Below are 25,716 nucleotides of genomic sequence, written 5' to 3'. Positions count from 1 at the left end.
AAGCTCACCTGGAGGCAGATTAATCACCAATGTTTCGGGGGGTTACCGCTCCCCATCTTCTTGCCTATCCTCACTTTGTACTTTAAAAGAAGGTGCTAGTGGATTGAAATTCCTAAGGTTTTCAACAATTAAAGTATTTTCTACATTTAGTTTTTCATCCCACCAATGGCAAAGTGATTCGGTGTTGGGATTTTCCTTGGGACCGTAGCAAGCGTAGCAACCACGGTTGTAACTGGGGCAAATAGCGCCACATCCCGCGTGTGTAACAGGCCCCATACAGGGGGTGCCGTGGGCAACCCAGATACAAACATTGCCGCGCAATTTACAGTCAATACACACCGAGTGATTGGCAATCTGGGGGGCTCGCCGGTGTAGGAATGCACTGATTACTTCAAGCAATTGATGCTTGTTGATAGGACACCCCTGTAATTCAAAGTCCACTGGTACCCTCCCTGATATTGGTGTGGATTCCTTGAGAGTGGCGATATATTCCGGGTGGGCATAGACCACATCGGTGAACTCCTGCACATCGGCAAAGTTGCGAAGTGCCTGAATCCCTCCAGCTGTTGCACAGGCGCCAATACTGATTAGAAAGCGGGACTGACGTCTGACCTCTAGGATTCTCTCTTCATCTGCTGGCGTGGTAATGGAGCCCTCGACGAGAGAGATATCAAAAGGGCCCTCTTTCACCTCACTGGAAGCTTCCAGGAAATAGGCGATATCTACCTGGGCTGCCAAAGAAAGAAGCTCATCCTCACAATCCAATAGGCTCAGTTGGCAACCATCACAGGAAGTGAACTTCCAGACTGCAAGTTTGGGGGGAGGATTACTACTCGCTATAGGCTGTTGATTTGAAACCATGAGCGAATATTCCGGTAGCAAAAGACAGGGCCATCTTTACAAACAAAGTTAGGTCCCCACTGGCAGTGGCCGCAGATTCCAATGGCACACTTCATGTTGCGCTCCATGGATAGATAGATATTGGATTCATCCACACCTTTATGGAGAAGAACCTGTATGCAAAAGCGCATCATGATCTCCGGTCCACACACAAACACTAAAGCATCATTGCACTCCAAATGAGTGACACGCAGAGGGTCGGTAATCACACCAATATGCCCGTTCCAGTCTGTGCTGGCGTGGTCCACAGATGTCACCAGTTCAAATGATCTGCGCCAGTGACCAAGCTCTGGCTGGTAAAGCAATTCTTCGGGCCGACGCGCCCCATAGAAAACTTGTAGGCTCTTGGCCGGCAAGTGTCCGTTAAGAAAGCTGTAGATCAGGGGCCGTAAAGGCGCTAGCCCGAGTCCGCCGGCGATGATCACTAAGGGGCGATTTTCCGCCAAGTGAGTTGGCCACCCCTGCCCGAATGGTCCCCGGATACCCAGTTGCGCACCAACTTCCAGTTTGCAAAGCGCTTGGGTTGCCAGTCCCTGGCCTTTAATCGTATGGGTAAGTGGCTCAGCGGATGACGCACTGGGGCCACTCAAGGAGATAGCAGCCTCACCGGCACCAAAGGCATAAAGCATATTGAATTGCCCGGGCTGAATGGGTGATGGGCCCCTAGCCTCTCGTGTCAGGGATAGAGTGACAGTGCCAGGAAATTCTTCGCGCCGATGGGTAACACGCCATAATTCAGGGATCACAGCGAGGGATTCCCTGTGACGGATGTGGCCCGTAAAGGTCCAACAACTGTATTCGTGCTGCCTGCAGTCGCTCTGTAGCAACTTTGGTAAACCGTTTCATCAGCTCGAAACCGAGTCTCGGTTCTTTTTCGCACTTATCTCGGAGGCACTGCCCGCCAAGTTTAAGGCTGCGAACTGAGGTCAGGGCCCGGGCATCGAAGGCACTCAAGTAGGGAGGATACAGCCAGGACCAGCCGAATATATCTCCACCATGCAGTGTCATCAGGCAAAGGGGCCCATAGTTGGGGACAAAAGTTTCTACGGCGACACGTCCAGATCGAATTAAGAAGAAATGGTTAGCTGGAGTGTTTTCCCTGGCAAGGTATTCGCCTTCTTTATAGTGACTATTGCTTGTACACCCGGAGAGGAATGCCAGGTCCTTGTCTGCCAACCCGATAAAGAAAGGGTGCTCCTTGAGTAAGGTGGTGACAACTTTCATTTTTGTTCCTGGACGCGAATATTCTGTATCTCTTCCGTGATATCGATGCCTACCGGGCACCAGGTAATACAACGTCCACAACCGACACAGCCAGAGCTATCAAATTGGTCATACCAAGTGGCCAGTTTGTGAGTCATCCACTGTCGATAGCGGCTGCGGGTATCCGCCCTTACCGGGCCGCCAGACAAATAGCTCAACTCAGCCGTAAAGCAGGAATCCCAACGCTCCCAGCGCTGTGCTTCATTTCCGGTTAAATCTGTTGTGTCCTCAACGGTCGAGCAGAAGCACGTGGGGCAAGCCATAGTGCAATTGGCGCAGGAGAGGCAGCGCTCCGCGACTTTATCCCAGTTTGGGTTGTCATAATTGCGATAAAGCAGTGTCTTTAGGTCAGAGCTGTCAAAGCTGCGGCGACCGTTACTCACTTGATTTTCGGCTTGCTGAACGGCAGCTTGCCCCTCTTGTTTCTCCGCTTCTGATGCGTCAACAGTGGGTAATTGCTTTAACACTCTGTCGCCTTGAGGGCTTCCGCTGCGTATGAGGAAGAAGTGGGCATCGGAGGTCAGAACTTCGGTGATTACCAGATCACTGGGCAGTTGCACCTGCGGGCCTGTGTTCATTGAGGTACAGAAGCAGGTCTTTGCTGCTGTTGTGCACTCCACAGCGATAGTGAACAGCTGTGCTCGACGTGCCTTATAGCTACTGTTGGCGTAATCCCCCTGTGCGAGGACACTGTCCTGGATAGCAATGGCGTGTAGCTCGCAACTGCGAACACCGAGAAACGCTAACTTGACCGGAGGCTCTTCAATTTCCAGAATCTGAACATCTTCTCCAGAGCGGCTAGCGCTCCAGAGCTGGCGCTGGGGCAGCTGAAGAAACTGCTTCCAGGAGTGGGGGCCAACGGCGTAGCCAAAATAAGCTTTGTCATTGCGGTGCTCCACCCGGTATTGCCCCGCCTCTTGCTGATCCGTCCATCCTTGGGGAAGATCTGTGGGAGTTTCAATCTCACCATAGGTAATAGCCCCGTTATGCAGTATCGGGCCAAAGAGCTGGTATCCTTCACTGCGAATTGCCTGAATCAAACAATCCAGGTCATTCGCTGCCAGTTTAAGTATTTCCACGAATAGCCGAGAGCCGGCTCCGAAAGAGCAGTAGTTGGTGACCTACTGATTTTTAGGTCTGTACTGGCTAATTGCACTAAGACAAAAGTGCCAAAATGCTAAGAATAAAGTTTAGAGAAAAGCTATAGCTCTGAGTCCTTATTGAGGAGGGGTGCATCCTTTAGGCAAAGTATTTCATAACCTTCTGATACTTATATACGACATACCATCTAAGCAAGATGATTGGCGCTGTGCTTGCCATCACAAGGGCTACACCTGCCCCGAGCTTGTTTAAGTTGATGGCGAGTAAAGAAAATTCAAAAATATCGATAAGCACTATAACTGGAATAAAAAAGATCCAAAGTTGTTCGAATCCTATTCTCTTGGCAAACGCTAATCCAAACAATACGACGTAGAAAAGGGAGGAAACAACCAAGCTGATTACCAACCACCAAAAGGGGATGCCTGTGGAGCCATCGGTCAAGACCGTATATTGGGAGTACAGCTCCAGTGGTAGAAGGATAAAAAAGACAATTTTCCAGCCTACACTAGGCCTATAGACGGCGGGGCGATTATCGAGTTCGCTCTCAGGTGCTTGATAAGGATTTTGCACGCTCTGCCCTTTTATTGGCCTTTGAAATTAAAAACTGTCGGCGACTTCAATCCTATGGATAAGTGCATTTATAAGCAATTCTTGCCGGCTATTAATTACTGCAGCCCAAATGTAGAAGTAGTTTGCCGATTATCGTTTAGTCTTTGGCATTCAGAGCTTAAAGATTGACATCATTGCTTTACCTTGCTAACACTACGAAAAAGCAGGCTATGTTGTCACATTTATGCGATGAGCTGCCTCACATTATCGATAAACTATATGTACCAACTATTGACTTTGAAACTGCAGACAATATCCTCGCTGTTCAAATTTTGATAGTCAGAGAGCCTAACTGGTAAGTAATGATCATCTCAATTTAGCTCAGGGAATGGCGAGAAGTAACTTTCGGATTGGTAATTGGTGCCTATCTGGAATAGTGGTAAATAATAAGGACGTTTCGAGATGCAGGATATGTATCAGACACCAGATAGCCCCCTTACAGACTCTATTCCACACTACAAACCCAGTGCGGGTTGGAAGGTGCTCCTTTTTATTCTCGCTCCGCTGGAAGTCTATTCCCAATATCTTGGTTTCGCCGCCGATGAGTGGGACCTCCCTATTTGGTGGATGATTTTTAGTCTGGTAGTTTATATTGTATTTTTTGTTGCTTTGTTTGGATTGGCCTTCTCGAAAAGGATTGCCTTCTCAAATGCTTGGCGTATCTATTTGCCTATTTTAATCTGCACTGACGTATTTGAATTTTTCTCCGTCATCCATGAGTTCAATATGTCGGTACTGGAAATCCAAATCATTACTATGATTTGGATTTCAGTGATATTTTTTACTTGGTACGTTGTATACCGATATCAAAAGGTGATGAGATATTTTAAATAATATCTAAGCTAGCCTTAACCTCTTTCAGTTAGTGGTTTATTGGAAGGTATTGCCTACATTACCTGTGCCAGTTTGCGTGGTTAATGCGATTTCACCACTGCCAACCTGAGAGATTGTTTGAGTATTGGAAGTGCCGTTTTGTGTCGCAAGAATGCTGCTGCTAATACCGCTATGTTGATTAATCTGGGAAGAATTAGAATCGCCAAACTGATTTAGTATCAATGAACTGGTGAGCAAAGACCCGTCCTGCCCCTGATCTATTTGTGCTGTATTGTTTGAACCATCTTGGATTACTAGAGTGGTGCAGGAAATAAGTTCAATAGCGGCAATATTTTCGTTCCCTTGATCAAGATTTACCGTATTAGAAGAGCCGGTTTGCATTACCTCACCGCTGCTTGAGGTAATATTCTCCTGATCCACATTTGCAATATTATTGTCACCAATCTGGGTGACTATCCCAGTAGCAGCTGAAACATCAGTTTCTTGTTCTATTCTTCCAGTATTCGAATCACCTATCTGCGTTATTATTGCAGTGCTCGTCGTCGTGACTTCATCCTGCTCGATATCCAAAAGATTGGAAGAGCCCGTTTGGCTAGCCATAGCAAAGGTAAAGGTTACATCCCTATCCTGATCCATAATGGCGAGGTTGGAGTCGCCAACTTGGTTGAACATGGCGCTAGTACTATCCACCCTTATACGCTGATCCAGAATCATCGTGTTAGACATTCCCTGTTGAGATGCAACAAGTGTGGTGGAAGTAACATCTTCCTGTTGCCGGACTTGGATGTCGTTCAAGTCTCCCGCCTGAGTGCCGGTGAAGGCGCTGAATTGAGCATCGTCCTGCAGCAAGGTCGCTGTATTATCACTGCCATTCTGGGTCAGGGAGGACGTAGTAAGCTGCGTTGCATTCTGTTGCACTGCTGAGGCCTGATTCAAATTTCCCGTCTGCACCAGTTCAATAGTGCTTTCAGAAGTGCCTGTAAATTGGGATGCATCCGAGTCATTGAAATCGCCGATTTGGGTCTGAACAATCAAGTTGTTATGCACAGTACCATCGGACTGATCAGAAGTTGCACTATTGCCAGTACCTTCCTGGAATACCAGGGTGACATTATTATCAGCTAGAGCAGATACGCTGGCGGCAAATAGCGCGCCTGCAGTCACAGAATTTGTCACTTTCATAGAGGTAATCCCTTATTGCTTAAATCTTATGGGGCGACTGCTTATAAGCCTCGACTGCAAGCCTGGATGGGCATCAAGGGAGTTGCCATAGGAAAAAATGACTGAATAACTAAGAAGAAAGCTTGGGATTGTTGTTTGTTCACCGGGCCAACTTGCTGTATAACCATACAGCCCAAAGTAACCTCTGCCTCATTGTTTGCATATCACGTCATAAGGAACTGGTGTGCGGTATCGACGATAGATAGATCGAAAAACTAGCGCTTGTGCCATGACCCAACCGATAGAATTGCCAACTGGCTACTACCTGGACAACTTCAAAGCGTTGATTGAATTTGTTAGCCAACATTATTCCTGGCTTATCACCACATCTGAGCAAAATTTTTTTAAAACCTTCCAAGAGTTGGATATTTATAGCCAGCGGCTCTATGTGCGTTTGTTGTCCCGTAAAGGAGTACCTTCCTCTAGAGGATCGCTTTTCCGCCTGGAGAAGCTTAGCTATGGTGAGATAGAAAGCATTGAAAGTGCTGCAGCTGTTTTGGATCGCGTTGGACTACTTTGTTTTAATCCGGTGCTAACGGCACAAGAATATCTACCACTATTTACCAAAGCTGAATTGCTTGCGGCAGGACCCTCGGGTATATCCAAGTCTCTCAGCCGGCCTTCCCTCGAGCAACTATTGCTTGAAGACTCCAATTCGAGTGACTGGTTTGTGAAGTTGCTTTCTCAGGACAGGGTACTAGCCGTCCAGGGTGCCGAACATTTCCAGACTTTTAAACTGTGTTACTTTGGCAACTTGAATCAGGACCTTACTGATCATGTATTACGGGATCTTGGGCTTTATCGCTATGAATCCTATCCACTGGATAAGCAAAATCTCCCCTTTCAAAGCCGGGCACAAATTGATCAGTATCTGCTTTACTATCAATGCCTGGAGCTGTTAGAAGAGCCATTACTGGAAGATGCAGAAGCCATAATAGCCTTATCTGCTCAACTGCCAGAAGGTATTGATGGTGACTCAACCCTGGCTCGTCGGCTGGACAGAATACGTCTTAAGTTGGCACGGCAGCTTGAGCGGCTCAATGCTCTTGAGCAGGCCGATGCACTATATCAACTTTGTAAAACCTCTCCCGCCCGTGAGCGCCGCGCACGAATTGCCGTAAAGCAAGGGTACGACACTCTAGCATTGGAAATATGCGAGGAAATAATAGCTTCCCCTATGGACCAGGCAGAAAGAGAGTTTGCTCTTAGCTTTGGTTACCGCACAGCCAAACGAAGTGGAGGCCTCAACAATTGGCAGGCACCTCATAAAATCCAAGCCCCCACTGAAGTGATAAGTTTGGCGCAGGGGGAAAGCTGTGTTGAGCTACTGGTGGCAGAGCACCTTGAAGGTTCTAGCGGTGGTGAGTGTTTTTATGTAGAGAACACCCTATTCACCGGTGTGTTGGGCCTCTATATTTGGGACATACTATTTGCACCTGTGCCTGGTGCTTTTTTCAATCCCTTCCAGGTAGCCCCAGCTGATTTTCGCACCGCGGATTTTTACTATTCCCGTCAAGCGCTATTCACCCAGCGATTGGCTGAAATAGAGCATGAGTCTTTGAAGTCCCGTGTCCTCGCTACCTTTGCTGAGAAACAAGGTATTGCCAACCCTTTGGTTACTTGGGAGGCTTTGTCTACAGAACTACTTGAGGAGGCGCTGGATAGAATCCCACCAAGTCATTGGCGTTCAATTTTTACTCGCATGCTCAGTGACATCACACAGAATAGAAATGGGCTGCCAGACCTTATTTGCTTTACTCCCTCCGGTCACTATGAACTCGTGGAGGTTAAAGGTCCTGGGGATCGCTTACAGAAAAACCAAGAACGCTGGCTGGCGTTTTTTGCTGAAGAGGCGATCCCTCATCGGGTAATTCATGTGGAATGGCACTAGCTTTGGATAGCTTAGAGCCGGCTGAGACTTTGAATCTTTCTGTGGGAGAGCTAGTCGCTTTCTCCTGCCGCAGCGGGGATTTGATTCGGGAGCCAACTTCTGGGCCCTCTGCCCAGGAAGGGATTCGGGCTCATCAGAAGCTACAAAATCAGCGGCCCAAAGGCGCTGAGGCAGAATACAAGCTCAAGACCCAAATAGATTGGATGGAACAGCAGGTTACTTTGAGCGGCCGGGTTGACATTTTTCACCCGAAAAGTGATTTGCATAAACCGGCTCAGCTGGATGAAATTAAGACCACTTATTTACCCCCATCGAAGTTGCCCGAAGCCGCCAAGAAATTGCATTGGGCCCAGCTAAAAATTTACGGCTATTGCCACTTGGTCAATGAAGGCGCCACAGATGGTACAGATACAGTTGCCCTGCAAGTTGTCTGGTATAACCTCAAGGAGCGCAAGGCCTATACAGAGTGCATAGAGTACCCCTTTAGTGAGTTAGAGACCTTCACTCTTGAGGCTCTCACAAAATATTTGTGTTGGCACAGGGCTTGGCAGGAACATCGGCAACAGCTTATTGATACTGCGAAACAGCTCGCTTTCCCTTTTCCGCAATACCGCCCCGGCCAGCGCCAACTGGCAGTGGAAGCCTACCGGTGTTTCCGGGACGGTGGCGAGCTGGTGGCCGAAGCTCCAACGGGAACCGGTAAGACAATCAGCACCCTATTCCCAGCCATAAAGGCAATTGGCGAGGAAAAACTGGATCAGCTGGTTTACCTGACCGCAAAGAATTCCGGTCGGCAAATGGTGCGGGAAACCATTGAGGCACTTCAGGCGAGTGGTTTGCAGTTATCTTTACTTGAAATTCAAGCAAGAGAAAAAACCTGTGCCTGTAACCTGGGGCTTTGTACCCGTGATGATGACGGCATCTGTCCGAGAACAAGAGGGTTTTATGATCGACTTCCAGTTGCAATGGATGCCCTGCTCGGCCGGCCCCAGTTAACTCCCAAAGAAATTGCTGATGTGGCGGATCAGCAGCAAATCTGCCCCTTTGAACTCTCCCTTCAAATATTGCCTTGGGTAGACTTGGTGGTATGTGATTTCAACTATGTATTTGACCCTTTGGTACGCCTGACCAGTTTTCAGGACCAGCGCAATCGCCGCGCATTGTTAGTCGATGAAGCTCATAATTTGATCGACCGCGCCCAGGAAATGTACAGTGCAAAGTTATCCCGCCGTGATAGTCGCCGCGCAGCTAATGCTTGCAAAGGGCACTCTCCTACATTGCGGAGAAGTATCCAGTCTCTGGTTCGGGCAATTGAAAATTGGATCAAGCGATTGCAAGAAGTTGGTGTAGCTCAAAGCCGCAGTACTTTTGAAGGGGGTGAAGTTTGGGTCACTGCAGCAACAGGTGAAGCAGAGAATCCAGAATCGGTTTCCCGAGCAGTGCAAAAAGTGCTCTCCACGGTCAGCCAACTTATAGAAAGCTCTCAGTCGCCCCCGGAAGAAATAGCGGAGTGGTTAAGGTCTGTCTATCGTTACGCTGTTATTGAGCAGGAGCTTTGCGGTCAGCATAAAGTCGTCACACGGGTGATTGACCGGGATACTCCCTGGCAGGAGCAGGAAATTAAGCTACTTTGTTTAAATGCTGCACAGTTTTTACAGCGATCCTATCAGCAAAACCAGGCCGCTATACTCTTCTCTGCGACTTTGCGCCCAGCTAGCTATATATATAGTCAACTGGGTGTAGAGCATGAGTCGCCCTACTTAAGACTGCCCTCGCCTTTTCAGCCGCAGCAACAGGGTGTCTTCCTGTGTCCATATATAGATACGCGCTACCAAGCCCGCGACCGCTCAATAGAGAACCTCGTCGACATTATTTCCCGTACCTTTTACAGCCGAGCAGGAAATTACCTGGTATTTTTTCCCTCTTATCGTTACCTGGAGCAAGTTGCTGAGAGTTTTAAGGCGAGATTCCCGGAAGTGTCCTTGTTACAACAGCTGCCGGGACAGGGAGAGACAGAGCGCGCTGAGTTTTTGTCTGGATTCAACGAAGGTAACAAGAGCCTTGGGTTTGCCATTATGGGGGGCATCTTTGGTGAAGGCATTGACTATGTTGGGGAGAAGCTGGTTGGCACTATTATCGTCGGTACTGGGCTCCCGCAAGTTAATGTTGAGCGGGAGCTACAGCGCGATGCTGCAGAAACCACTGGCATCCATGGATTTGACATCGCCTACCGCTATCCAGGGATGACTCGCGTACTGCAAACTGCCGGTCGGGTTATACGTTCCGAATCTGATAGAGGTGTGATCATTCTGGTAGATAGCCGCTTTTCAGAACCTTTTTATTGGCAGCTTTTCCCCAAGCACTGGCAACCGGCGGTTTGTCGTAACACCGATCAATTAACCGGTAACTTGGAGCAGTTCTGGAGTTTAAGCTAAATCAGGTTTAGGAATTTCTCTCCCTTAACCCGAACTTTCCCAACACCCAAGCGATAAGCGTGCCGCTCAATATCCCCGCCGTATTGGCCGCGAAATCCAACCACTCACCTGTACGATTCACGTAAGGTTGGAGCAACTCTATGCCACCGCTCCACAGTACAAAAAATAACCCTATTAGCCACCAGTAACTAGGCCTGCGCAGGGCGACGGGGAACATCAGTGCACTATAGGCAATTAAGTGATTGGTTTTGTCGGTGCCGGGTATATTGGGTACTTCGGGAAGCGGAAACAGGGATAGGCTCGTAATAATGCACAAAAACACCACTGTTAGCAGAATCCAATAGTTGTAGACGAGCCTTAAGGGAAGTTGAATTATCATTAGTACTTACTAATTAGGGTTACATTGTTAGCCTAGTGGCACTGCATCTGCATCCAAACATCTGAGAACTTCAATTGCGCAAGGTCTTCATTGTGTATAGAGAAATACAATCTTCCTGCATCTCCCCACATAAAGCCACCAAGACTATTGAGTTCCAATAGCAACTGCCAATCTTCAGCTTTGCCTTTACCCATAACCCTTGCCGCATCTTCAGTAATACCATCGTACTGTACTGGATTGGGGTAACCAGAAATTTGGAGTAATTTTGATCCTGTAAGGTTTTCCTTCAGGGTGCAATATGCATCAAGTAAATAATCATCTTCTTCAAATATCTTTAACTCCTCATAAGGATACTCGCCTAAATCTGGAAGGGAAAAAGAGCGCTTGAACGATATTTTACTTTCAGGATAAATCGAAGGTAGTCTCTTTGGCTTTAACAGTCCCCCAAAGCGCTTTTTATGGATACAGGGGGCCTGGTGATTCGAGAGTGTTACATCAGCTGGGATATAGATTATCCGTATAAAGTCTTCCTTACCTCGCACATCCGCCCAAACTCCATCACAGTAAAAAAAGAGCAAGTAGCCTGCCGATGGCAGGATAGGTGAATTGACTTCTGCGCAATTGAGCTGAAGGAGAAACTCCAAAGGCAAACCTCGATAGAATGGCCACTCAAAGTCAGCAGGGACATCAGGGTGCCCCCCAATCTTAGATGAGCCCTGCTCAATAATATCAGAAGACAATTCAGCGGTAGTACATTCAACACACAGCGATTCTATTTCATTCAAAAAAGCTTCAAGACCGACCGCTTTAAGTTCTTTCAATAACAACGCTATATACTTCCTTCAATATTCGCCCTGGCACGCTTTTCATATCTGTCATAGAAGTAATCAGTGTGATAAAGCCTCTCTTGAGACAAAAATTCCTTTAATAGTTCCCTGCGTTTCTTTTTGTAAATCATAATCGGTACCAGTCGATATTCTTTACGGACTTGTTTTTCATAAGCTTCGAAAACGCTTGTGCTAGCACCCAGGATCGTTAGGTCAATGTCGATAATTAGCTTTTCATCAATACTAACTGGCGTGTAATTGTGGCAGGTTGCCATAATCAATTGGTACACCCTATCCACTCCTGCGGGACAATACCCGGAATCGATCAGGAACTTTTTTGCCCATAGAGCACTGTTTTCTTCATTCTTAGAGGAAAATGGCTTGTAAATCGCATCGTGAAACCAGATAGCCAACTCGACCTCATGGGGGTGCTCGGCAAGCTCTGCAACTTTATCAAAGTGCTTCAGCATCGCATCAATGTGATGCCCTGTATGATAATGCCTGTGATTCTCTGCATACGAAGAAACTAACTTTTCGAAGCACTGAAGTGATTCAGGAAGATTGAGTGCCCCCATTAGGTTGAGCCATCTATTTTGGTTCATTGGCTAACCCTCGGAGCGTCATCTTTCCGAAAACCCGTAGCTTGTAAAATGTTTTTCCCTGCCAATACCAAATAAAGCCATGCCTTTCTCCATCGATTCCCCAATAATACGATATGAATATGCCAGCCTTTTTCCCGTCGAGCACTATAACCACTGTAAAGGAGAGTATAGGCTTCTGGGTCACCGACTATTGATTCGGCAATGCTTCTTGCATGCTCAATGCCAAGTGAAACCATCTCACTAACCTCCTCCTTACTTGGTTCTCCCTGGGATTTTGGAAAAACCAAGAGGTGGTAATTCGGTATTAAGTCTCTGCGAACCCTGATCAACCGGCAATTGTTCCCAGAGGCTAAAGTAATATTCCCGTTGTCGTCCGATGAATTGCCAAATACCCGCTGCTTCATGAATCCTCAGATTCTTATTTACTTTTGTACCAGGATGCAAATTGAGAACTGGTAAAGACTCTATTTGCGCCTATTCCCCATAGTAAGTATCGGGAGGCCACTCTGACAAGCCGTTGGCCACTTCATTGGGGAGGCAAGCCAGCTTTGGTAGGCAAACTTTAAAGGCAGTTAGCCAACGTTGCGGTTAACTCCTGGGTTTTGAGGAAAGCTCGTTTAATCGAATCCCGGTGCCTTTCATCAGCAAATTCTTGGTACTCCGCATTGATTTCATGGAACTCCTCAACCCCCAAATAGTGGCTTAAGGTTCGGATATGTGGCCCCAGATGATTCATTTGTTCACGGATTCCTCCTTGTCCAAAGCCAAACTCTCCGGCAGAGGTGATTAGCACCAGCTTTTTGCCAGACATAATAGGCTCTAAGGGGAAGTCACCACGGTCTAAATCAAAGGTGAACGTCTTGTTGATACGAACAACTTGATCGAACCAGGCCTTGAGTGCGGCAGGCATGCCGTAGTTATACATCGAAGTGGATATGACAATGATATCCGCCTGGGATAGCTCATCAATCAAGGTGTCAGAAAGCGCGACCAAGGACTGCTGCTCCTTGGTGCGATCCGCTTCAGGCGTAAAAACAGAGGCAATCCAATCTTGATTAATAAAGCCTGGTGGGTTTAAACCGACATCTCTATGGATAACTTTATCTTTAGGCCTCTTTTCTAGCCAGCTGCTTACAAAACTCGCGGCAACTGCTTTGGAGATTGAGGTATGCCTGGGGATATTCGCACTGTCTTGTGGTGCTGCTAAGCCGCCCCACTTCTGGGCACTAGCGTCAATATGTAATAGTGTTTTCATAGTCTGGAACCTTTACTAAACCGTCTGAAGGTTCATCTATGGTGATGCTGGGGAGTATCCTTGACAAACGAGTTATTCCTTCTTATAGATGAGGAAAACTCATCTATAAGAGATTCTGATCGGTGTACCCAAACCTACCCTCCCTCCACGCCCTCAAAGTATTCGATGCCGCCGCCAGACTGGGCAGTTTCAAGAGAGCTGCGGAAGAACTCTTTATAACGCCGACAGCCGTATCACATCAGATAAAGGGTTTGGAAGAATCCCTGGGCACAACATTATTCGAGCGCAAAACCCGTGCCGTGCAGTTGACCAGTGAGGGGCGGATGCTCGCTCAAACTACCTCTCAAATTTTTCAGCAGCTCGCTGAAGCTGTGAATGAAATAACGAGTTCAAAGAAAACACTGACCGTCAGTGCTACATCAAGCTTTGCTGCTATGTGGCTTGTGCCCCATCTGGAGAATTTTTATCAGAAATTTCCAGATATCGTTGTTTCAGTAGTGACCGGGGAAGAAGTGAGTGATATCGAGCGAGATAGACGCATCGACATCGCTATTCGGTACGGGAAATATGATGAAAGTACAAAAAATGCTCTCCACTTGGTCACCGAAACAATCGGCGTCTACGCTGCACCAAGCTACCTGACTCAGATTAGGGATATTTCTGAAGCTCAACTTCTGGAAACAAAATGGGTCAATCCATCACTTCCACCGCTGTACTGGCAAACTCTCCTCAATAGAAATTTCGATGGCATTCGCGTGCGGCAGTTTGACCAGGAGCATCATGTAATCCAGGCCGCCTTAGCTGGCCAGGGTATTGCGTTAGTTAGCTCGCTTCTTGTTCAAAATGCTTTACGTAACCAATGGTTGGTTCCCTATAGAGGAGGCTCCAAGCTTTCAGGGATTGAGGGATTTACCTATTCCGCATTAATACCTAGCCGCCATTCAAGAAATGGAAATGTGTTGGCTTTCGTAACCTGGCTGAAGGAAGCACTTCGCGATTCTCCCTATAGTTAGGTACATCCGACTGGCACTGAACTCGCCTTCGGACTTGCCGAGAGTAGGTATGTACCTAATCTAAGTCCACACCAAGAGCACAACATATTGTGTTCATCTATTAATCAATGCGCCATATATAGTGATCTGGATCAATTGGTGTTCCTGTCTCTTCGATATGCTCTTCCCACAAATTGTGAGGAAGTCCGATGACCAGTACCGCTATACCCGACAGCGAAGCCGCACCAGCTTCAGAACAGATTTCGCAGGTAAGTTCAGATCAACTGTTGGTGCGTAAGCGAGATGGCAGGACACTGGCTTTTGATGCTCGCAGGATCACTTTGGCTCTTCTCAGTGCTGGCCAGGCAACGGAATCTTTTGATCAACAGGAAGCGGAACAACTTACCGAATCTGTCCTAAAAGTGATCAAGCACCGCTTTGATAGTGGTGAGCCCATTGATATTGAAGAGATTCAGAATATTGCTGAGCAGGTATTGATCAATAACGATTACATTGATACTGCCCGCGCCTATATCGCTTATCGGGGGCGGCATGCGCAAATGCGCACTGATCGGCAAACACTGGTGGATGTCGGTGCTTCTATTGAAGAGTATTTAGAGCAAGCGGATTGGCGAGTTGCAGCCAATGCGAACCAGGGGTATTCCCTTGGGGGATTGATCCTGAACAGCGCAGGTAAGATGATTGCCAACTATTGGTTAAATCATGTTTATTCCCCTGAGATCGGCGCAGCACATCGGGATGGCGATTTACACATCCACGACCTGGATATGTTGGCTGGGTATTGTGCAGGTTGGTCGCTGCGCACGCTATTACATGAAGGCTTGAATGGTGTTCCGGGAAAAGTCGAATCGGCACCGCCGGCCCACTTGACCAGCGCGGTCGGACAGATTGTTAACTTTCTTGGAACACTTCAAAACGAATGGGCGGGCGCGCAGGCATTTAGCTCTTTCGATACCTATCTTGCGCCTTTTGTGCGCAAGGACCAGCTGGACTACGCGACCGTACGCCAGTGCATTCAGGAGCTGATCTTCAACCTGAATGTGCCATCTCGCTGGGGCACCCAGACCCCCTTTACTAATCTCACTTTCGATTGGGTTTGCCCCCAGGATTTGCGCGAGCAGGTGCCTGTGATTGCCGGTCAGGAAATGCCCTTCACCTATGGCGACCTGCAAGAAGAAATGGATCTAATCAACCGCGCCTATATCGAAGTCATGAGCGAGGGGGATGCACGCGGTAGGGTATTCACCTTCCCTATTCCCACATACAACATCAGTGAGGATTTTCCTTGGGAGAGCGAAAATGCTGAGCGGCTGTTTGCCATGACCGCTCGCTACGGTCTGCCCTATTTTCAAAACTTTATAAATTCAGACCTGAGCCCAAACATGGTTCGCTCCATGTGCTGCCGCTTACAGCTTGATCTACGCGAATTGTTAAAGCGTGGTAACGGCCTCTTTGGCTCCGCCGAACAGACAGGTTCGCTCGGCGTAGTAACTATCAACTGTGCCCGCCTTGGATATCTCTATAAAGGAAACTGGCAGCTTCTGCTCACCCAACTGGACAAACTGCTGATACTTGCCCGTGATTCCCTTGAAGTGAAACGGAAAGTCATCCAACGGCATATGGATGCAGGTTTATTTCCCTACACTCGCCGCTACCTGGGGACTCTGCGCAACCACTTCTCCACGATCGGGGTGAACGGCATCAATGAGATGCTGAGAAACTTTAGTGGGGATAACGAAAGTGTAGTTACGGAAGATGGGAAAGAACTGGCCGAGCAATTACTCGATCATATCCGTATGCGCATGACTGAATTCCAGGAACAAACCGGACATCTCTACAACCTGGAGGCAACTCCGGCAGAGGGCACTACTTATCGGTTTGCCCGCGAAGATCGCAAACGTTACCCAGGTATTATGCAGGCAGGTAGTAGTGAAGCGCCCTACTACACCAATTCATCCCAGCTGCCGGTGGGCTTTACCGATGATCCCTTCGAGGCCCTGGCTCGACAGGAATCCCTCCAATCCCGTTACACCGGTGGCACTGTGCTTCATCTTTATTTGGGCGAGCAGTTGCCTGATGCCGATAGTTGCCGCCGCTTGCTACGGCGTGCTCTGGAAAACTACCGCCTGCCCTATATCACTGTGACGCCGAGCTTTTCTATTTGCCCGGTCCATGGATATCTGAGTGGCGAACACGAATTCTGCCCACGCTGCGACGAAGCTCTCCTGGCCCGTGAGCATTCCTGTTGTAGCGACTAAACCATACTTTCAAGGAGAAAGACCATGAGCCAACAAGATACTTTTTTGAGAGAAGAAGATCGCACCCGCTGCGAGGTATGGAGCCGGGTAATGGGGTACCACCGCCCAGTTTCATTTTGGAATCCGGGAAAACAATCAGAGCACCGGGAGCGCCAATTCTTTGTGGCGGACAACAGCAGGAATGCACTAAAAACTTATGAGTAATAAGTTACGTGTCGGTGGATTCACGTCGTTTACGGCAATCGACTTCCCCGGCGAGTTGGCAGCGGTGGTTTTTTGCCAGGGATGTCCCTGGCGCTGCCGCTACTGCCATAACGGCGATCTACTGCCTGCGCGAGCACCCAGTGCCTATGACTGGGATCAGATCCGCACATTTTTAGACAGTCGCCGGGGCTTGCTGGATGCCGTTGTATTTTCCGGTGGGGAACCCACCGCCCAGAGTGCCCTGGAACCGGCGATTGCCCAAGTCAGGGATCTGGGATTCAAGGTCGGGCTTCATACTGCGGGAATCTACCCCCGCAGGCTGGAACGCCTGATCCAAAGTCTTGATTGGGTGGGGTTGGATGTCAAAGCAATGCCGGAAAACTACCCTTCCATTACGGGTGTCGATGGCAGTGGCGTGGCCCCCTGGCAGTGTGCGGAGCTTCTCGCTCAATCCAGTGTACCTTTGCAAGTGCGCCTTACCAGGCATCCGAGTCTTACAACTGATGCTGAACTGAACCAAATACGGGAGAAACTTAGCGGTATTGGTATTGAAAAGTTGGAGGTCCAGCGCTGCAATAGTGAGCAAGCTATAGATCAGACGTTGAGGTTCTTAACTTGAATGATAAAACCTAGTTTAGCTGTGCTAATGCGTCAGGAATCGGGGTTTCGCCCCCAATGAATTCAAAAACCGCACCGACCGTTTTAGGCTCATCTAGCGCAGTGGTAATTACCTCTGCAACATCGGCTCGGCTGATTTCTATGTCTGGTCCAGCAAATAAATCGCTTATGCTGATTAACCCCGTTCCCAAGGTGTCAGTTAGGGCACCAGGTCTCAATATCGTGTAATCAAGGCCACTTTCTTTTACATATTCATCCGCTATATGTTTGGCTTTTAGATAGGGTTGGAGCTTTTCAGGCCCCTGCTCTGGTCGCCCGGCAAAAATGGAACTCAATAGAATAAAGCGCGAGATACCCGCGCTTTTCGTTGCATCACAAAGATGGATAGCACCATCCCGATCGACAGACTCCAATGCTTTCCCCTTGGAGCCCGCAACAAATATGACTGCATCTTGCCCCTTTACCGCATTGTTCAGGGACTCCTTCTTTGTCAGATCTCCAAGAATGGGGCGCGCACCTGTACTAAGCAAATTATCTTGTTGGGACTCTTTGCGGACCATAGCGGTTACCTCGTGCCCTTTGTCGACAAGTTTACCCACAAGGATTTGACCGATTGCACCGTTAGCACCCGCCACAAGTACTTTCATTGCTATGCCCACGTCTATATTGCGCTACTTAGAAGTACCGTATCAGTTTTTGATTGACAAACTCTTTAATACCTAGCTCTCCCAGCTCCCGGCCATAGCCGGATTTCTTCACTCCTCCCATAGGCATACTGGCGTAGCTTGAAGCGGCATGGTTCACGAAGGCAGTACCACATTCCAACTGTTCCGCGACACGGCGCCCCCTTTCATGATCCTGGGTATAGACAGAACCACCCAGGCCAAAGGGGCTGTCATTAGCCAGCTTAACTGCTGCCTCCTCATCGGGAACCACCCAAACACAAGCGATGGGGCCGAATAACTCCTCTACTGCTGCCGGGGAACCAGCAGGTATTTCAGTTAATATACCCGGCTCAATAAATGCGCCATTGCGCTTACCTCCCACTAGCAATTGAGCGCCAGCCTTAACGGACTTGCTGACTTGATCCTCCAGTTGCTCAGCAGCCTTTTCAGTACATAGCGGACCGTAATCTGTGCTTTCTACAAGAGGGTCACCGGGTTTCAGCGCTTGGAACAGCTTGGTAGCGCGGTCTAGGAATTCTTCAGCAATGGGCTCCGTTAGAATGATTCTCTTCGCAGCCAAACATATCTGCCCGCAATTGCCCAGCTTTCCCTCCGCAAATCGCTGTATCGTTAAATCCATATCCGCATCTTCGAGCACGATAAATGGATCAACGCCACCCAGCTCCATAACAGTTTTCTTTACATTGCGGCCAGCTTGCTCTGCGACCATTGCCCCGGCGGAATTGCTACCAGTAAAGGAGATTCCTTTGACCCTATCGTCATCAATAATGGGGGCAGCCCCACCGGAAGTGATCGGTAGATTGGTATAGACCCCTTCCGGTACCCCTGCGTCAAACAACAGCTGTGCGAAGGCTTCGGCACACTGGGGAACATTAGAGGCATGTTTAGTAAGTACAACATTGCCGGCGATCAAGTTGGCGGCGGTAAAGCGAGCCGGTTGGTAGAAGGGAAAGTTCCATGGCTGAATGCCGTAGACCACTCCTAAGGGCTGGAAGACTAAAGTACCCTCCCCTTCGCGGGTGGAAAGTTGCTGTGGAGCTAGGATTTTTTCGCCCTCTTCGGCGTAGTAGTCAAAAATTTCAGCACAAAGTGCCAATTCACCTTGACCATCACTGAGCTTCTTACCCATCTCTAACGCCATCAGGCGGGCAAGTTCTTCAGATCGCTCCTCAAATAGGTTGCTTGCCCGCTTTAGTATCACTGCTCGATCACTAAAACTTCGGTTTCTCCAGCTTACAAAGGCTTTGTCTGCGCGACCGATCGCCTTGTCGAGATCCTCTTGTGACATTTCGTGATAAGTCTTCAGAGTTTTACCGTTCAAGGGGTTGACGGAAATCAGTGGACGTTTTGACTTTGTCATGAATAGACTTCCAACGGTTGCTTTAGGAACCGCTAAAGAACTATTTGGAATAGTACCAGTGCGGCATCTACGAGTGTTTGCAAAAGTGTAGTTGCTGAGGTTTGGCATACCACTGCTTGATAGATCAGCTAAAGTCACATCATTCTTTCTTATAGACAGCTGACAGGCTGTAATCTTTGGTGAATAGCACTTAAAGCTAATGGAACACCATTAAGAGATTTAGGTACTTTACGAATACCACCGTGGCATAAAGGTCAACTGCGGAGCTTTTAGAACATACCGACTGCATAGAATTGAATCTGCTCAAACAAGCTGCATGATATTCATCGTTAAGTCACTAGCCCTTTTGAAACAAGCTTTAATTCACAAACTATAATCGCAGGGCTTAGTAGCTCTTACTTCCTTATTAGTGCTTGATTGCAGGTCTATGAACGTTTTCTACTTATTAGCGTCTTTGTAACAGGACCGTAAGAGCGACAGCAGCCTCTTCAAGGATCACAGTGTGGCCAAATAATCGGTTAATCTACTATGGATAACAACGCCCTGTATAAAAAGAAACAGCTAACACCTGAAGAAGCAGTTAATTTAATCCCAGACGATAGCGTTATTTCTATCGGCATGCGCACCGCTAGCCCACCAGCCCTACTTTCAGCACTAGAGAAGCATATTCGAAATGGATTTATCACACATTTAAAAGTCTATTATATGCGCTGTGGGAAGGTTGCGACGGAAACAATTTTTCAAGAAGATCTAATGGACCGGGTTAGGCCTTACTCTTCAATGCTAACTAAAGACGAAGTTAAATTAGCAAATGCTGGATTTTCAAAAGGGGAAAAATATATTAACTATGTCCCTATATCTTTTAGTCGATATCCTCAAATAATCAGAGAGCAAGTTAAAATAGATGCTTTTCTTGTAACTGTTGCGCCGATGGATAAGCATGGTTATTTCAACTTTGGCACTAATGGTGATTATGCTATTGAGTTGTCGCGCCACGCAAATCGATTAATTGTGGAAGTAAATGAAAATATGCCACGTACAGCGGGGGCCACCTTGTTGCACATTAGTGAAGTGGATGCCATTGTTGAAAATAATATGGAGTTAGCGGAGGAATCTCCAAAAGAGATTACCGATTTAGATAGAAAAATTGGTGACTACATTGTTCCGTTAATACCTGATGGCGCAACTATCCAAATGGGTATTGGTGCTATTCCGAATGCAGTGTGTGAACAACTAACTAAAAAGAAAGATTTGGGCATTCATACTGAGGTAATAACACCAGGTATGATTAAGCTTATTAAGTCTGGAGCAGTAACTAATGCCCGAAAGACAGTTAACCCTCATGTGAGCGTATTCACTTTTGCAGCTGGAGACAAAGAACTATTTGACTTTATAGATGGCAATCCATCTATGTTCTGCCTGCCCGTGTCATATGTGAATGAACCCCAAATAATAGCCCAGATCGATAATATGATTTCAGTTAACTCATTTATTGAGATTGATTTCAGTGGACAGGTCAATGCGGAATTCATTGGACATCAATTCTCGGGTGTTGGGGGGCAACTGGATTTCGTGAGGGGAGTTTACTACTCAAAAAATGGGAAGACTATTCTGGCCAGTAGCTCAACGGCACAGCGTGGTAAAACCTCCAGGATAGTTCCACGTTTGAAATCTATAACCACAGACTCTCGGTTAGACATCGATTACGTGGTAACCGAGTACGGATCTTGCAGACTGATGGGGAAATCAACTACAGAGCGGACCCTTGCCTTGATTGAAATCGCACACCCTAAATTCCGTAAGAGCTTATTGGAGCAGGCCAAAGAGCAGAACTTTATTTGAGCGATAAAATGATCAGTTTAAAGCTTTTCCCCGCATTGTTATTCACCCCAGGAAACCAACCGGAACGCTTTGCTAAGGCGTCTGAAGTTGGGGCAAATGGAATAATTGTTGATCTTGAAGATAGCGTACCAGTGGAGGACAAAGATAGAGCCAGGGATATCGCGATCGATTTTTATTCAAGGCCAAGGTCGAATGGTGTTATAAGTGCAATTCGGATAAATAGTTTGTCAACGATCAATGGAATAAAAGATTTGGCCGAAATTATTGATAAAAAGCCATTTATAGATGTGGTGCTTTATCCGAAAACAGAATCTCAACATGATATCAACCTTCTCAATGAACTCTTGAGCGAAGCCTATAAGGATATTTCGATTATAGCTTTAATTGAAACCGCTCAAGGAACATCCAATTTATATGATATCGTTAACTGCAGTTCTGAAAAGTTGCAAGGTTTGATGTTTGGGGCCGCTGATTATGCAGCCGATCTGAATTGTGAATGCACCCCACAAGCACTCATATGGGCGCGTATGAAAATGGTCGAAGCTGCCGCGCTCAAACAGATAGCTTGCTATGACTCCCCCTATTTTAACTTTAAGGATGAAGGTGGACTAGTTAATGAACTCAATGAGGCTCAATCGCTTGGCTTTAGTGGCAAGGCAGCTATTCACCCTAAACAGGTAAAAACTATCAAGTTATCTTTTAGGCCCACACTAGACCAGTATAAAGAAGCAAAGGAAATCGTTCGTATCTACAATGAATCCTCAGGTAAAGCCTGCCAATATGAAGGCCGAATGATAGATATCCCGATCTACTCTAAGGCTCAGCAAATAATCTCAAAATTTAATAGTCTTAGCTAAAGGCTACTCCAGCGCAAATCTGCCAGTGCTCCGGGTATATCCAAGCGAACTTACAATCACTCAATCAAGGAGGCAATCTTAAATGGAATTTAACCCCTATAAACAGATTGACAACAATCGATATCGCGAAGATTTTGGCTTCTACTTCGAGGACTTTGTAGAAGGTATCATTATCGAGCACCGCCCAGGTAGGACATTGACGCGAACAGACAATACCTGGATGACCCTGTTAACTATGAATACGGCGCAACTCCATTTTGATGCCCATTACGCAGAGAGCACTGAATGGAACCTTCCATTAGTAGATAGTACTCTGACATTGGCTATTGTCACGGGTATGACTGTAAATACTATTAGCAAGAAAGTTGTTGCCAATCTTGAGTGGGACAAAGTTAAACTGCTCAAACCTGTTTTTGAAGGTGACACGGTTTATGCAGAAAGTGAGGTCATTTCTAAGCGTGAGTCCAAGTCTAGACCAACACAGGGTATTGTTAGCGTAGAAACCCGTGGTATTAATCAGCGAGGAGATACTTTTATGAGCTTTCAGCGAACAGTACTGGTTTATAAGAAAGGCCACGCTCCTAATTATGAGATCAAAAAATAACCTAACAGAAGGGCTATCTCATTGGTATATATGCACTTCTTTAAGATGATGTCCGATTAGACTCACTTCAATGAAAATGAAGGTATTGATGTTGTAAAAGTAAGATTACAAAAAGTTGCAATATAAAATAACGGTTGTGCTAGATAGTTTTTACCTCCGTATATTTTTCGATTCTTGCCTCCGCAGCAAGAAGTGGATTCAACTTTGCAATGATGGTTTTTAAGTGATCTGTATTCCAATGCTTCATTTCAGCTTCAGAAGACTCCCAAACTTCTAGTGTAGTGAAAACATTGCCTTCATCCAGTGAGGGTAAAATTTTATAGGATAAACAGCCAGACTCTTGTTCTGACTTACACGCCAGCTCGATTAAAAGTGCTGATGCCTGAGAAGTATATTGTGGGCGGACTGTGACTTTTGCCATAACGATTGAATTAGTCATATGATCTCAGTACATAACGATTTTTATTGTGAAATTAAGGAGCCTCTGAATAACTCTGCGGTCTTGAAGGCTGCAGATGTTAGGCGCAGCTCGCCGTGAATGGCCGTAGCCCTTTGCAAGAGCTGCAACGCAGCAGCTGTGGCCTTCAAGGCCCGCCCTTCGGGGCTTGCAGAGCGATGCACACTCCGCGTTGCGACTTCTTGAAAGGTCTAGACATTCCTGCGAAGCCGTGCCTTGATTGTGAGCCAGAGGTAGAGGTATCACGGAGTTATTCAGAGGCTCCTTAAGACGTGCGCTTTACTACCAACAGTACGCCAACAACCATCATGGCGAGACCGATAAGGCGCTTGGTATCCAAACTGGTTTGCTGCGCACCCAGTAACCCAAAATGGTCGATAACGCTAATGGCGAGCAGTTGCCCCAGAAGAACGAAAGATACTGCATTACCCACGCCATACCTTGGCGACACCCAAGTCACACTCAATATATAGAAAGCTACTAGAATCCCACCCAAGTAAAAGTACCAGGCAATATCTTTGCTAAAAACAGCACTGGGTAACCCCTCCGTTTTCAAGAGATAGGCCGCGGAGATTACAAGTCCAACGAGAAATAGCAGTGTAGTTGCCAGGGCTGAACTACCAAGCTTAATACCGAGACCACTATTTAGCGTTGCCATTACCGGTATACCAATGCCTGCAATAAGCATTAGAGACGGGTAGATAACTGCATTTTGCACTACGGGACACCTCTACTTAGAATCACGAGCCGACCCCAGAGGGGCCGGCCAGGCCATGTATTAGCTGGCAAGCTGTTTGGCGATAGCAACACCAACACCGTGCGCACTTGCCGGGTTTTGGCCACTAATCACTCGCCCATCTTCAATAACAAACTCCTGCCAAGGTTGTACTTTGTTGTAGCGGGCAGCGCCCCTCGCCAAAGATTCTTCCAGTAAAAATGGGATGTCATTAATGGTGCCGAAGTCAATTTCCTCCTCACGAGTGAAGCCGGTGACAGACTTGCTAGCCAAAAGCTTTTCGCCATTGCTCAGGGTGATAGGCAGGAAACCAGCGGGGCCGTGGCACACTGCGGCCAATGTGCCACCCTCTTCGTAGATCTCGGCACTTAGCTTTGCGAAGTCATCGTTAGTTGCCAGGTCAGAAAGCAGACCAAATCCGCCGGGGTAGAATACTGCATCATAGTCTGCAGTATTCAGCTGGCTCATAGGGATGGTGTTATTGATACGGTTTTGGAAATCTGAATCATTGAGCACTTTCTGGTTGATGTCGTCACCCTCGATGTCTGTGCCATAGAGTGGTGCTTTTCCCCCTTTAATTGAGGCGATGTCATAGTCGAGCCCACTCTCCATAAATACGTGAATCGCGTGAGTCAACTCAGGTGAGTAGGTGCCATTTGCCTGGTCAGTTTCACCAAGAGTGGCGTGGTTGGTCACTGGAATAAGTACTTTCTTCATGTTTCTTTCCTCTGTTGGTCAGCATTCAGTGGGGAGGGATTGTAGATTGTCCCTCTTCTGCTGATAATGCGTAAAATCTGTTAAATACCTTTGCAGAATGGCAATAATCGAGATTGAGAAACATGGAAAATTTTGACGGCATAGTCGAGTTTGTAGCGGTGGCAGAAAGCCAAGGTTTCTCAGCGGCTGCCAAGCAACTTGGCTGCAGTACTAGCCATGTGAGTAGGCAGGTCTCCCGCCTGGAGGAGCGCTTGGGCTCATCCCTTTTGGCCCGCTCAACACGTCAGGTAAGTCTGACCCAGGCCGGGACCGCCTATTACCAGCGCTGTAAAGAGTTAGTGATTGGCCTTCAACAGGCGAATGAGCAGGTTAGCCAGCAACAGTTTCAGCTCAATGGAACACTAAGAGTTAGCGGTGCTGGTATCTTTGCTGAGCAATATGTTGCCCCTGCCCTGATGGAGTTTGGCTTGAAACACCCGGGGTTGAAAATCGACATGGACTTCAATAGCAGGATGGTCAATTTTGTCGAGGATGGGATTGATTTTGCCATACGCTATGGTCGCCTTGAGGATTCCGGCTTAGTTGCTCGTAAACTGGCCGACCGCCAAATGATGGCCGTCGCAAGCCCGAGTTACCTGAAAGAGAATGGTATTCCCAATCACCCCGATCAACTAAAAACGCAGAGTTGCTTGGTGGCTAACAATGATGAATGGGTTTTTGACCTGAATGGAGAACCTGTAAGCGTAAAGGTTAGTGGGCGCTGGAGAACAAATAATGCCCATGCGATCGTGAAAGCTTGCGAGCAAGGCCTGGGTATTGCTTATATGCCCAAAAGCAGTTTCAGTGGTTCAATTCAAGAGGGCTTACTGGAGCCTATCTTGGAATCTTTTTGTGGGAGCGGAGCCAGTAGCTGGATCGTGTATCAGAATCGTCGCTTTTTACCCATGCGAGCGCGAATGGCGATTGACTACTTGGTTGATTACTTTTCTGACTGGGTGGAATAGAAAGCGGTTGGATTCATTGACAGGAATAGAAGCACTCCCCATT

24 protein-coding genes and 1 pseudogene are annotated in these 25,716 nt (G+C 47.4%); 10 read left to right on the top strand and 15 right to left on the bottom strand.

What is annotated here, in order from left to right:
* Positions 1-42 precede the first annotated feature (42 nt).
* The 5 genes from ACJJIM_RS09240 to ACJJIM_RS09220 form a co-directional block, all read right to left on the bottom strand.
* The gene (locus ACJJIM_RS09240; RefSeq protein ID WP_413665813.1) at positions 43-861 is read right to left on the bottom strand and encodes an oxidoreductase; all 819 of its coding nucleotides are present in this window, start codon (positions 859-861) and stop codon (positions 43-45) included.
* Complete coding sequence (locus ACJJIM_RS09235) at positions 837-1,646, bottom strand: FAD/NAD(P)-binding protein (protein ID WP_413665812.1); 810 nt, start codon at positions 1,644-1,646, stop codon at positions 837-839. The genes ACJJIM_RS09240 and ACJJIM_RS09235 overlap by 25 nt, the downstream gene beginning before the upstream one ends.
* Entirely contained in the window at positions 1,636-2,124 is a 489-nt protein-coding gene (locus tag ACJJIM_RS09230; RefSeq protein ID WP_444913073.1) for a cyclic nucleotide-binding domain-containing protein, read from the bottom strand. Before ACJJIM_RS09230 ends, ACJJIM_RS09235 begins: the two co-directional genes overlap by 11 nt.
* Positions 2,121-3,242 (bottom strand): 4Fe-4S dicluster domain-containing protein, encoded by a 1,122-nt coding sequence (locus tag ACJJIM_RS09225; RefSeq protein ID WP_444913072.1) that lies wholly within the window; start codon positions 3,240-3,242, stop codon positions 2,121-2,123. The genes ACJJIM_RS09230 and ACJJIM_RS09225 overlap by 4 nt, the downstream gene beginning before the upstream one ends.
* A 160-nt stretch (positions 3,243-3,402) precedes the next feature.
* Positions 3,403-3,834 carry a hypothetical protein gene (locus ACJJIM_RS09220; RefSeq protein ID WP_444913071.1) on the bottom strand — a complete coding sequence of 144 codons (432 nt, stop codon included), beginning with the start codon at positions 3,832-3,834 and terminating at the stop codon, positions 3,403-3,405.
* A gap of 441 nt (positions 3,835-4,275) precedes the next feature.
* On the opposite strand from ACJJIM_RS09220, the gene ACJJIM_RS09215 reads away from it, so the two are divergent.
* On the top strand, positions 4,276-4,707 hold the full coding sequence (locus ACJJIM_RS09215; RefSeq protein WP_444913070.1) for a hypothetical protein: 432 nt from the start codon (positions 4,276-4,278) through the stop codon (positions 4,705-4,707).
* A gap of 36 nt (positions 4,708-4,743) precedes the next feature.
* Here ACJJIM_RS09215 and ACJJIM_RS09210 read toward each other — a convergent pair whose 3' ends face one another.
* Positions 4,744-5,889 (bottom strand): hypothetical protein, encoded by a 1,146-nt coding sequence (locus ACJJIM_RS09210; RefSeq protein ID WP_444913069.1) that lies wholly within the window; start codon positions 5,887-5,889, stop codon positions 4,744-4,746.
* A gap of 268 nt (positions 5,890-6,157) precedes the next feature.
* Between ACJJIM_RS09210 and ACJJIM_RS09205 the strand changes: the two genes are divergently transcribed.
* Together ACJJIM_RS09205 and ACJJIM_RS09200 are read left to right on the top strand one after the other, a co-directional pair.
* Positions 6,158-7,819: a VRR-NUC domain-containing protein gene (locus ACJJIM_RS09205; RefSeq protein ID WP_444913068.1), complete on the top strand. Its 1,662-nt coding sequence runs from the start codon at positions 6,158-6,160 to the stop codon at positions 7,817-7,819.
* Complete coding sequence (locus ACJJIM_RS09200) at positions 7,810-10,254, top strand: ATP-dependent DNA helicase (protein WP_444913067.1); 2,445 nt, start codon at positions 7,810-7,812, stop codon at positions 10,252-10,254. The genes ACJJIM_RS09205 and ACJJIM_RS09200 overlap by 10 nt, the downstream gene beginning before the upstream one ends.
* A gap of 7 nt (positions 10,255-10,261) precedes the next feature.
* Here ACJJIM_RS09200 and ACJJIM_RS09195 read toward each other — a convergent pair whose 3' ends face one another.
* The 4 genes from ACJJIM_RS09195 to ACJJIM_RS09180 all read right to left on the bottom strand — a co-directional run bounded on the left by ACJJIM_RS09195 (position 10,262) and on the right by ACJJIM_RS09180 (position 13,317).
* Positions 10,262-10,633: a VanZ family protein gene (locus ACJJIM_RS09195; RefSeq protein WP_413665805.1), complete on the bottom strand. Its 372-nt coding sequence runs from the start codon at positions 10,631-10,633 to the stop codon at positions 10,262-10,264.
* Between the two features lie 32 nt (positions 10,634-10,665).
* Entirely contained in the window at positions 10,666-11,454 is a 789-nt protein-coding gene (locus ACJJIM_RS09190) for a YwqG family protein (protein WP_444893895.1), read from the bottom strand.
* A gap of 8 nt (positions 11,455-11,462) precedes the next feature.
* Positions 11,463-12,062, bottom strand: coding sequence for an HD domain-containing protein (locus ACJJIM_RS09185; protein ID WP_444893894.1), 600 nt, complete (start codon positions 12,060-12,062; stop codon positions 11,463-11,465).
* Positions 12,063-12,624: 562 nt separating this feature from the next.
* Positions 12,625-13,317, bottom strand: coding sequence for an FMN-dependent NADH-azoreductase (locus ACJJIM_RS09180; RefSeq protein WP_444893893.1), 693 nt, complete (start codon positions 13,315-13,317; stop codon positions 12,625-12,627).
* Between the two features lie 122 nt (positions 13,318-13,439).
* On the opposite strand from ACJJIM_RS09180, the gene ACJJIM_RS09175 reads away from it, so the two are divergent.
* The 3 genes and pseudogenes from ACJJIM_RS09175 to ACJJIM_RS09165 all read left to right on the top strand — a co-directional run bounded on the left by ACJJIM_RS09175 (position 13,440) and on the right by ACJJIM_RS09165 (position 17,411).
* Positions 13,440-14,330: a LysR substrate-binding domain-containing protein gene (locus tag ACJJIM_RS09175; RefSeq protein ID WP_444913066.1), complete on the top strand. Its 891-nt coding sequence runs from the start codon at positions 13,440-13,442 to the stop codon at positions 14,328-14,330.
* 188 nt (positions 14,331-14,518) lie between these two features.
* A pseudogene (locus tag ACJJIM_RS09170) lies at positions 14,519-16,792 on the top strand (ribonucleoside triphosphate reductase).
* Complete coding sequence (locus ACJJIM_RS09165; protein WP_444913065.1) at positions 16,785-17,411, top strand: anaerobic ribonucleoside-triphosphate reductase activating protein; 627 nt, start codon at positions 16,785-16,787, stop codon at positions 17,409-17,411. Before ACJJIM_RS09170 ends, ACJJIM_RS09165 begins: the two are co-directional and overlap by 8 nt.
* Before the next feature lie 10 nt (positions 17,412-17,421).
* On the opposite strand, the gene ACJJIM_RS09160 is transcribed toward ACJJIM_RS09165, so the two are convergent.
* Together ACJJIM_RS09160 and ACJJIM_RS09155 are read right to left on the bottom strand one after the other, a co-directional pair.
* The gene (locus ACJJIM_RS09160; RefSeq protein ID WP_413665800.1) at positions 17,422-18,057 is read right to left on the bottom strand and encodes an SDR family oxidoreductase; all 636 of its coding nucleotides are present in this window, start codon (positions 18,055-18,057) and stop codon (positions 17,422-17,424) included.
* Between the two features lie 28 nt (positions 18,058-18,085).
* On the bottom strand, positions 18,086-19,456 hold the full coding sequence (locus tag ACJJIM_RS09155; protein WP_444913064.1) for an NAD-dependent succinate-semialdehyde dehydrogenase: 1,371 nt from the start codon (positions 19,454-19,456) through the stop codon (positions 18,086-18,088).
* Between the two features lie 528 nt (positions 19,457-19,984).
* On the opposite strand from ACJJIM_RS09155, the gene ACJJIM_RS09150 reads away from it, so the two are divergent.
* The 3 genes from ACJJIM_RS09150 to ACJJIM_RS09140 all read left to right on the top strand — a co-directional run bounded on the left by ACJJIM_RS09150 (position 19,985) and on the right by ACJJIM_RS09140 (position 22,759).
* Complete coding sequence (locus tag ACJJIM_RS09150) at positions 19,985-21,298, top strand: acetyl-CoA hydrolase/transferase family protein (RefSeq protein ID WP_444913063.1); 1,314 nt, start codon at positions 19,985-19,987, stop codon at positions 21,296-21,298.
* A complete protein-coding gene (locus ACJJIM_RS09145) occupies positions 21,295-22,155 on the top strand; it encodes an HpcH/HpaI aldolase/citrate lyase family protein (protein ID WP_444913062.1) in 861 nt (286 codons plus the stop codon). Before ACJJIM_RS09150 ends, ACJJIM_RS09145 begins: the two co-directional genes overlap by 4 nt.
* An 82-nt stretch (positions 22,156-22,237) precedes the next feature.
* The gene (locus ACJJIM_RS09140) at positions 22,238-22,759 is read left to right on the top strand and encodes a MaoC/PaaZ C-terminal domain-containing protein (protein WP_444913061.1); all 522 of its coding nucleotides are present in this window, start codon (positions 22,238-22,240) and stop codon (positions 22,757-22,759) included.
* Between the two features lie 139 nt (positions 22,760-22,898).
* Here ACJJIM_RS09140 and ACJJIM_RS09135 read toward each other — a convergent pair whose 3' ends face one another.
* The 3 genes from ACJJIM_RS09135 to ACJJIM_RS09125 all read right to left on the bottom strand — a co-directional run bounded on the left by ACJJIM_RS09135 (position 22,899) and on the right by ACJJIM_RS09125 (position 24,669).
* Entirely contained in the window at positions 22,899-23,198 is a 300-nt protein-coding gene (locus ACJJIM_RS09135) for a putative quinol monooxygenase (protein WP_444897302.1), read from the bottom strand.
* A gap of 283 nt (positions 23,199-23,481) precedes the next feature.
* On the bottom strand, positions 23,482-23,934 hold the full coding sequence (locus tag ACJJIM_RS09130; RefSeq protein ID WP_413665794.1) for a DMT family transporter: 453 nt from the start codon (positions 23,932-23,934) through the stop codon (positions 23,482-23,484).
* A gap of 60 nt (positions 23,935-23,994) precedes the next feature.
* Positions 23,995-24,669, bottom strand: a complete 675-nt coding sequence (locus ACJJIM_RS09125) for a type 1 glutamine amidotransferase domain-containing protein (RefSeq protein ID WP_444897300.1) — start codon at positions 24,667-24,669, stop codon at positions 23,995-23,997.
* A 122-nt stretch (positions 24,670-24,791) separates the two neighbouring features.
* On the opposite strand from ACJJIM_RS09125, the gene ACJJIM_RS09120 reads away from it, so the two are divergent.
* Positions 24,792-25,673 carry a LysR family transcriptional regulator gene (locus ACJJIM_RS09120; RefSeq protein ID WP_444897299.1) on the top strand — a complete coding sequence of 294 codons (882 nt, stop codon included), beginning with the start codon at positions 24,792-24,794 and terminating at the stop codon, positions 25,671-25,673.
* The last annotated feature ends 43 nt before the right edge of the window (positions 25,674-25,716 follow it).

It is taken from the genome of Microbulbifer maximicatervae (SeqCode) (assembly GCF_052467615.1).
The sequence above is the reverse complement of the archived record's forward strand: the minus strand, read 5'-3'. Positions and strand labels throughout refer to the sequence as shown.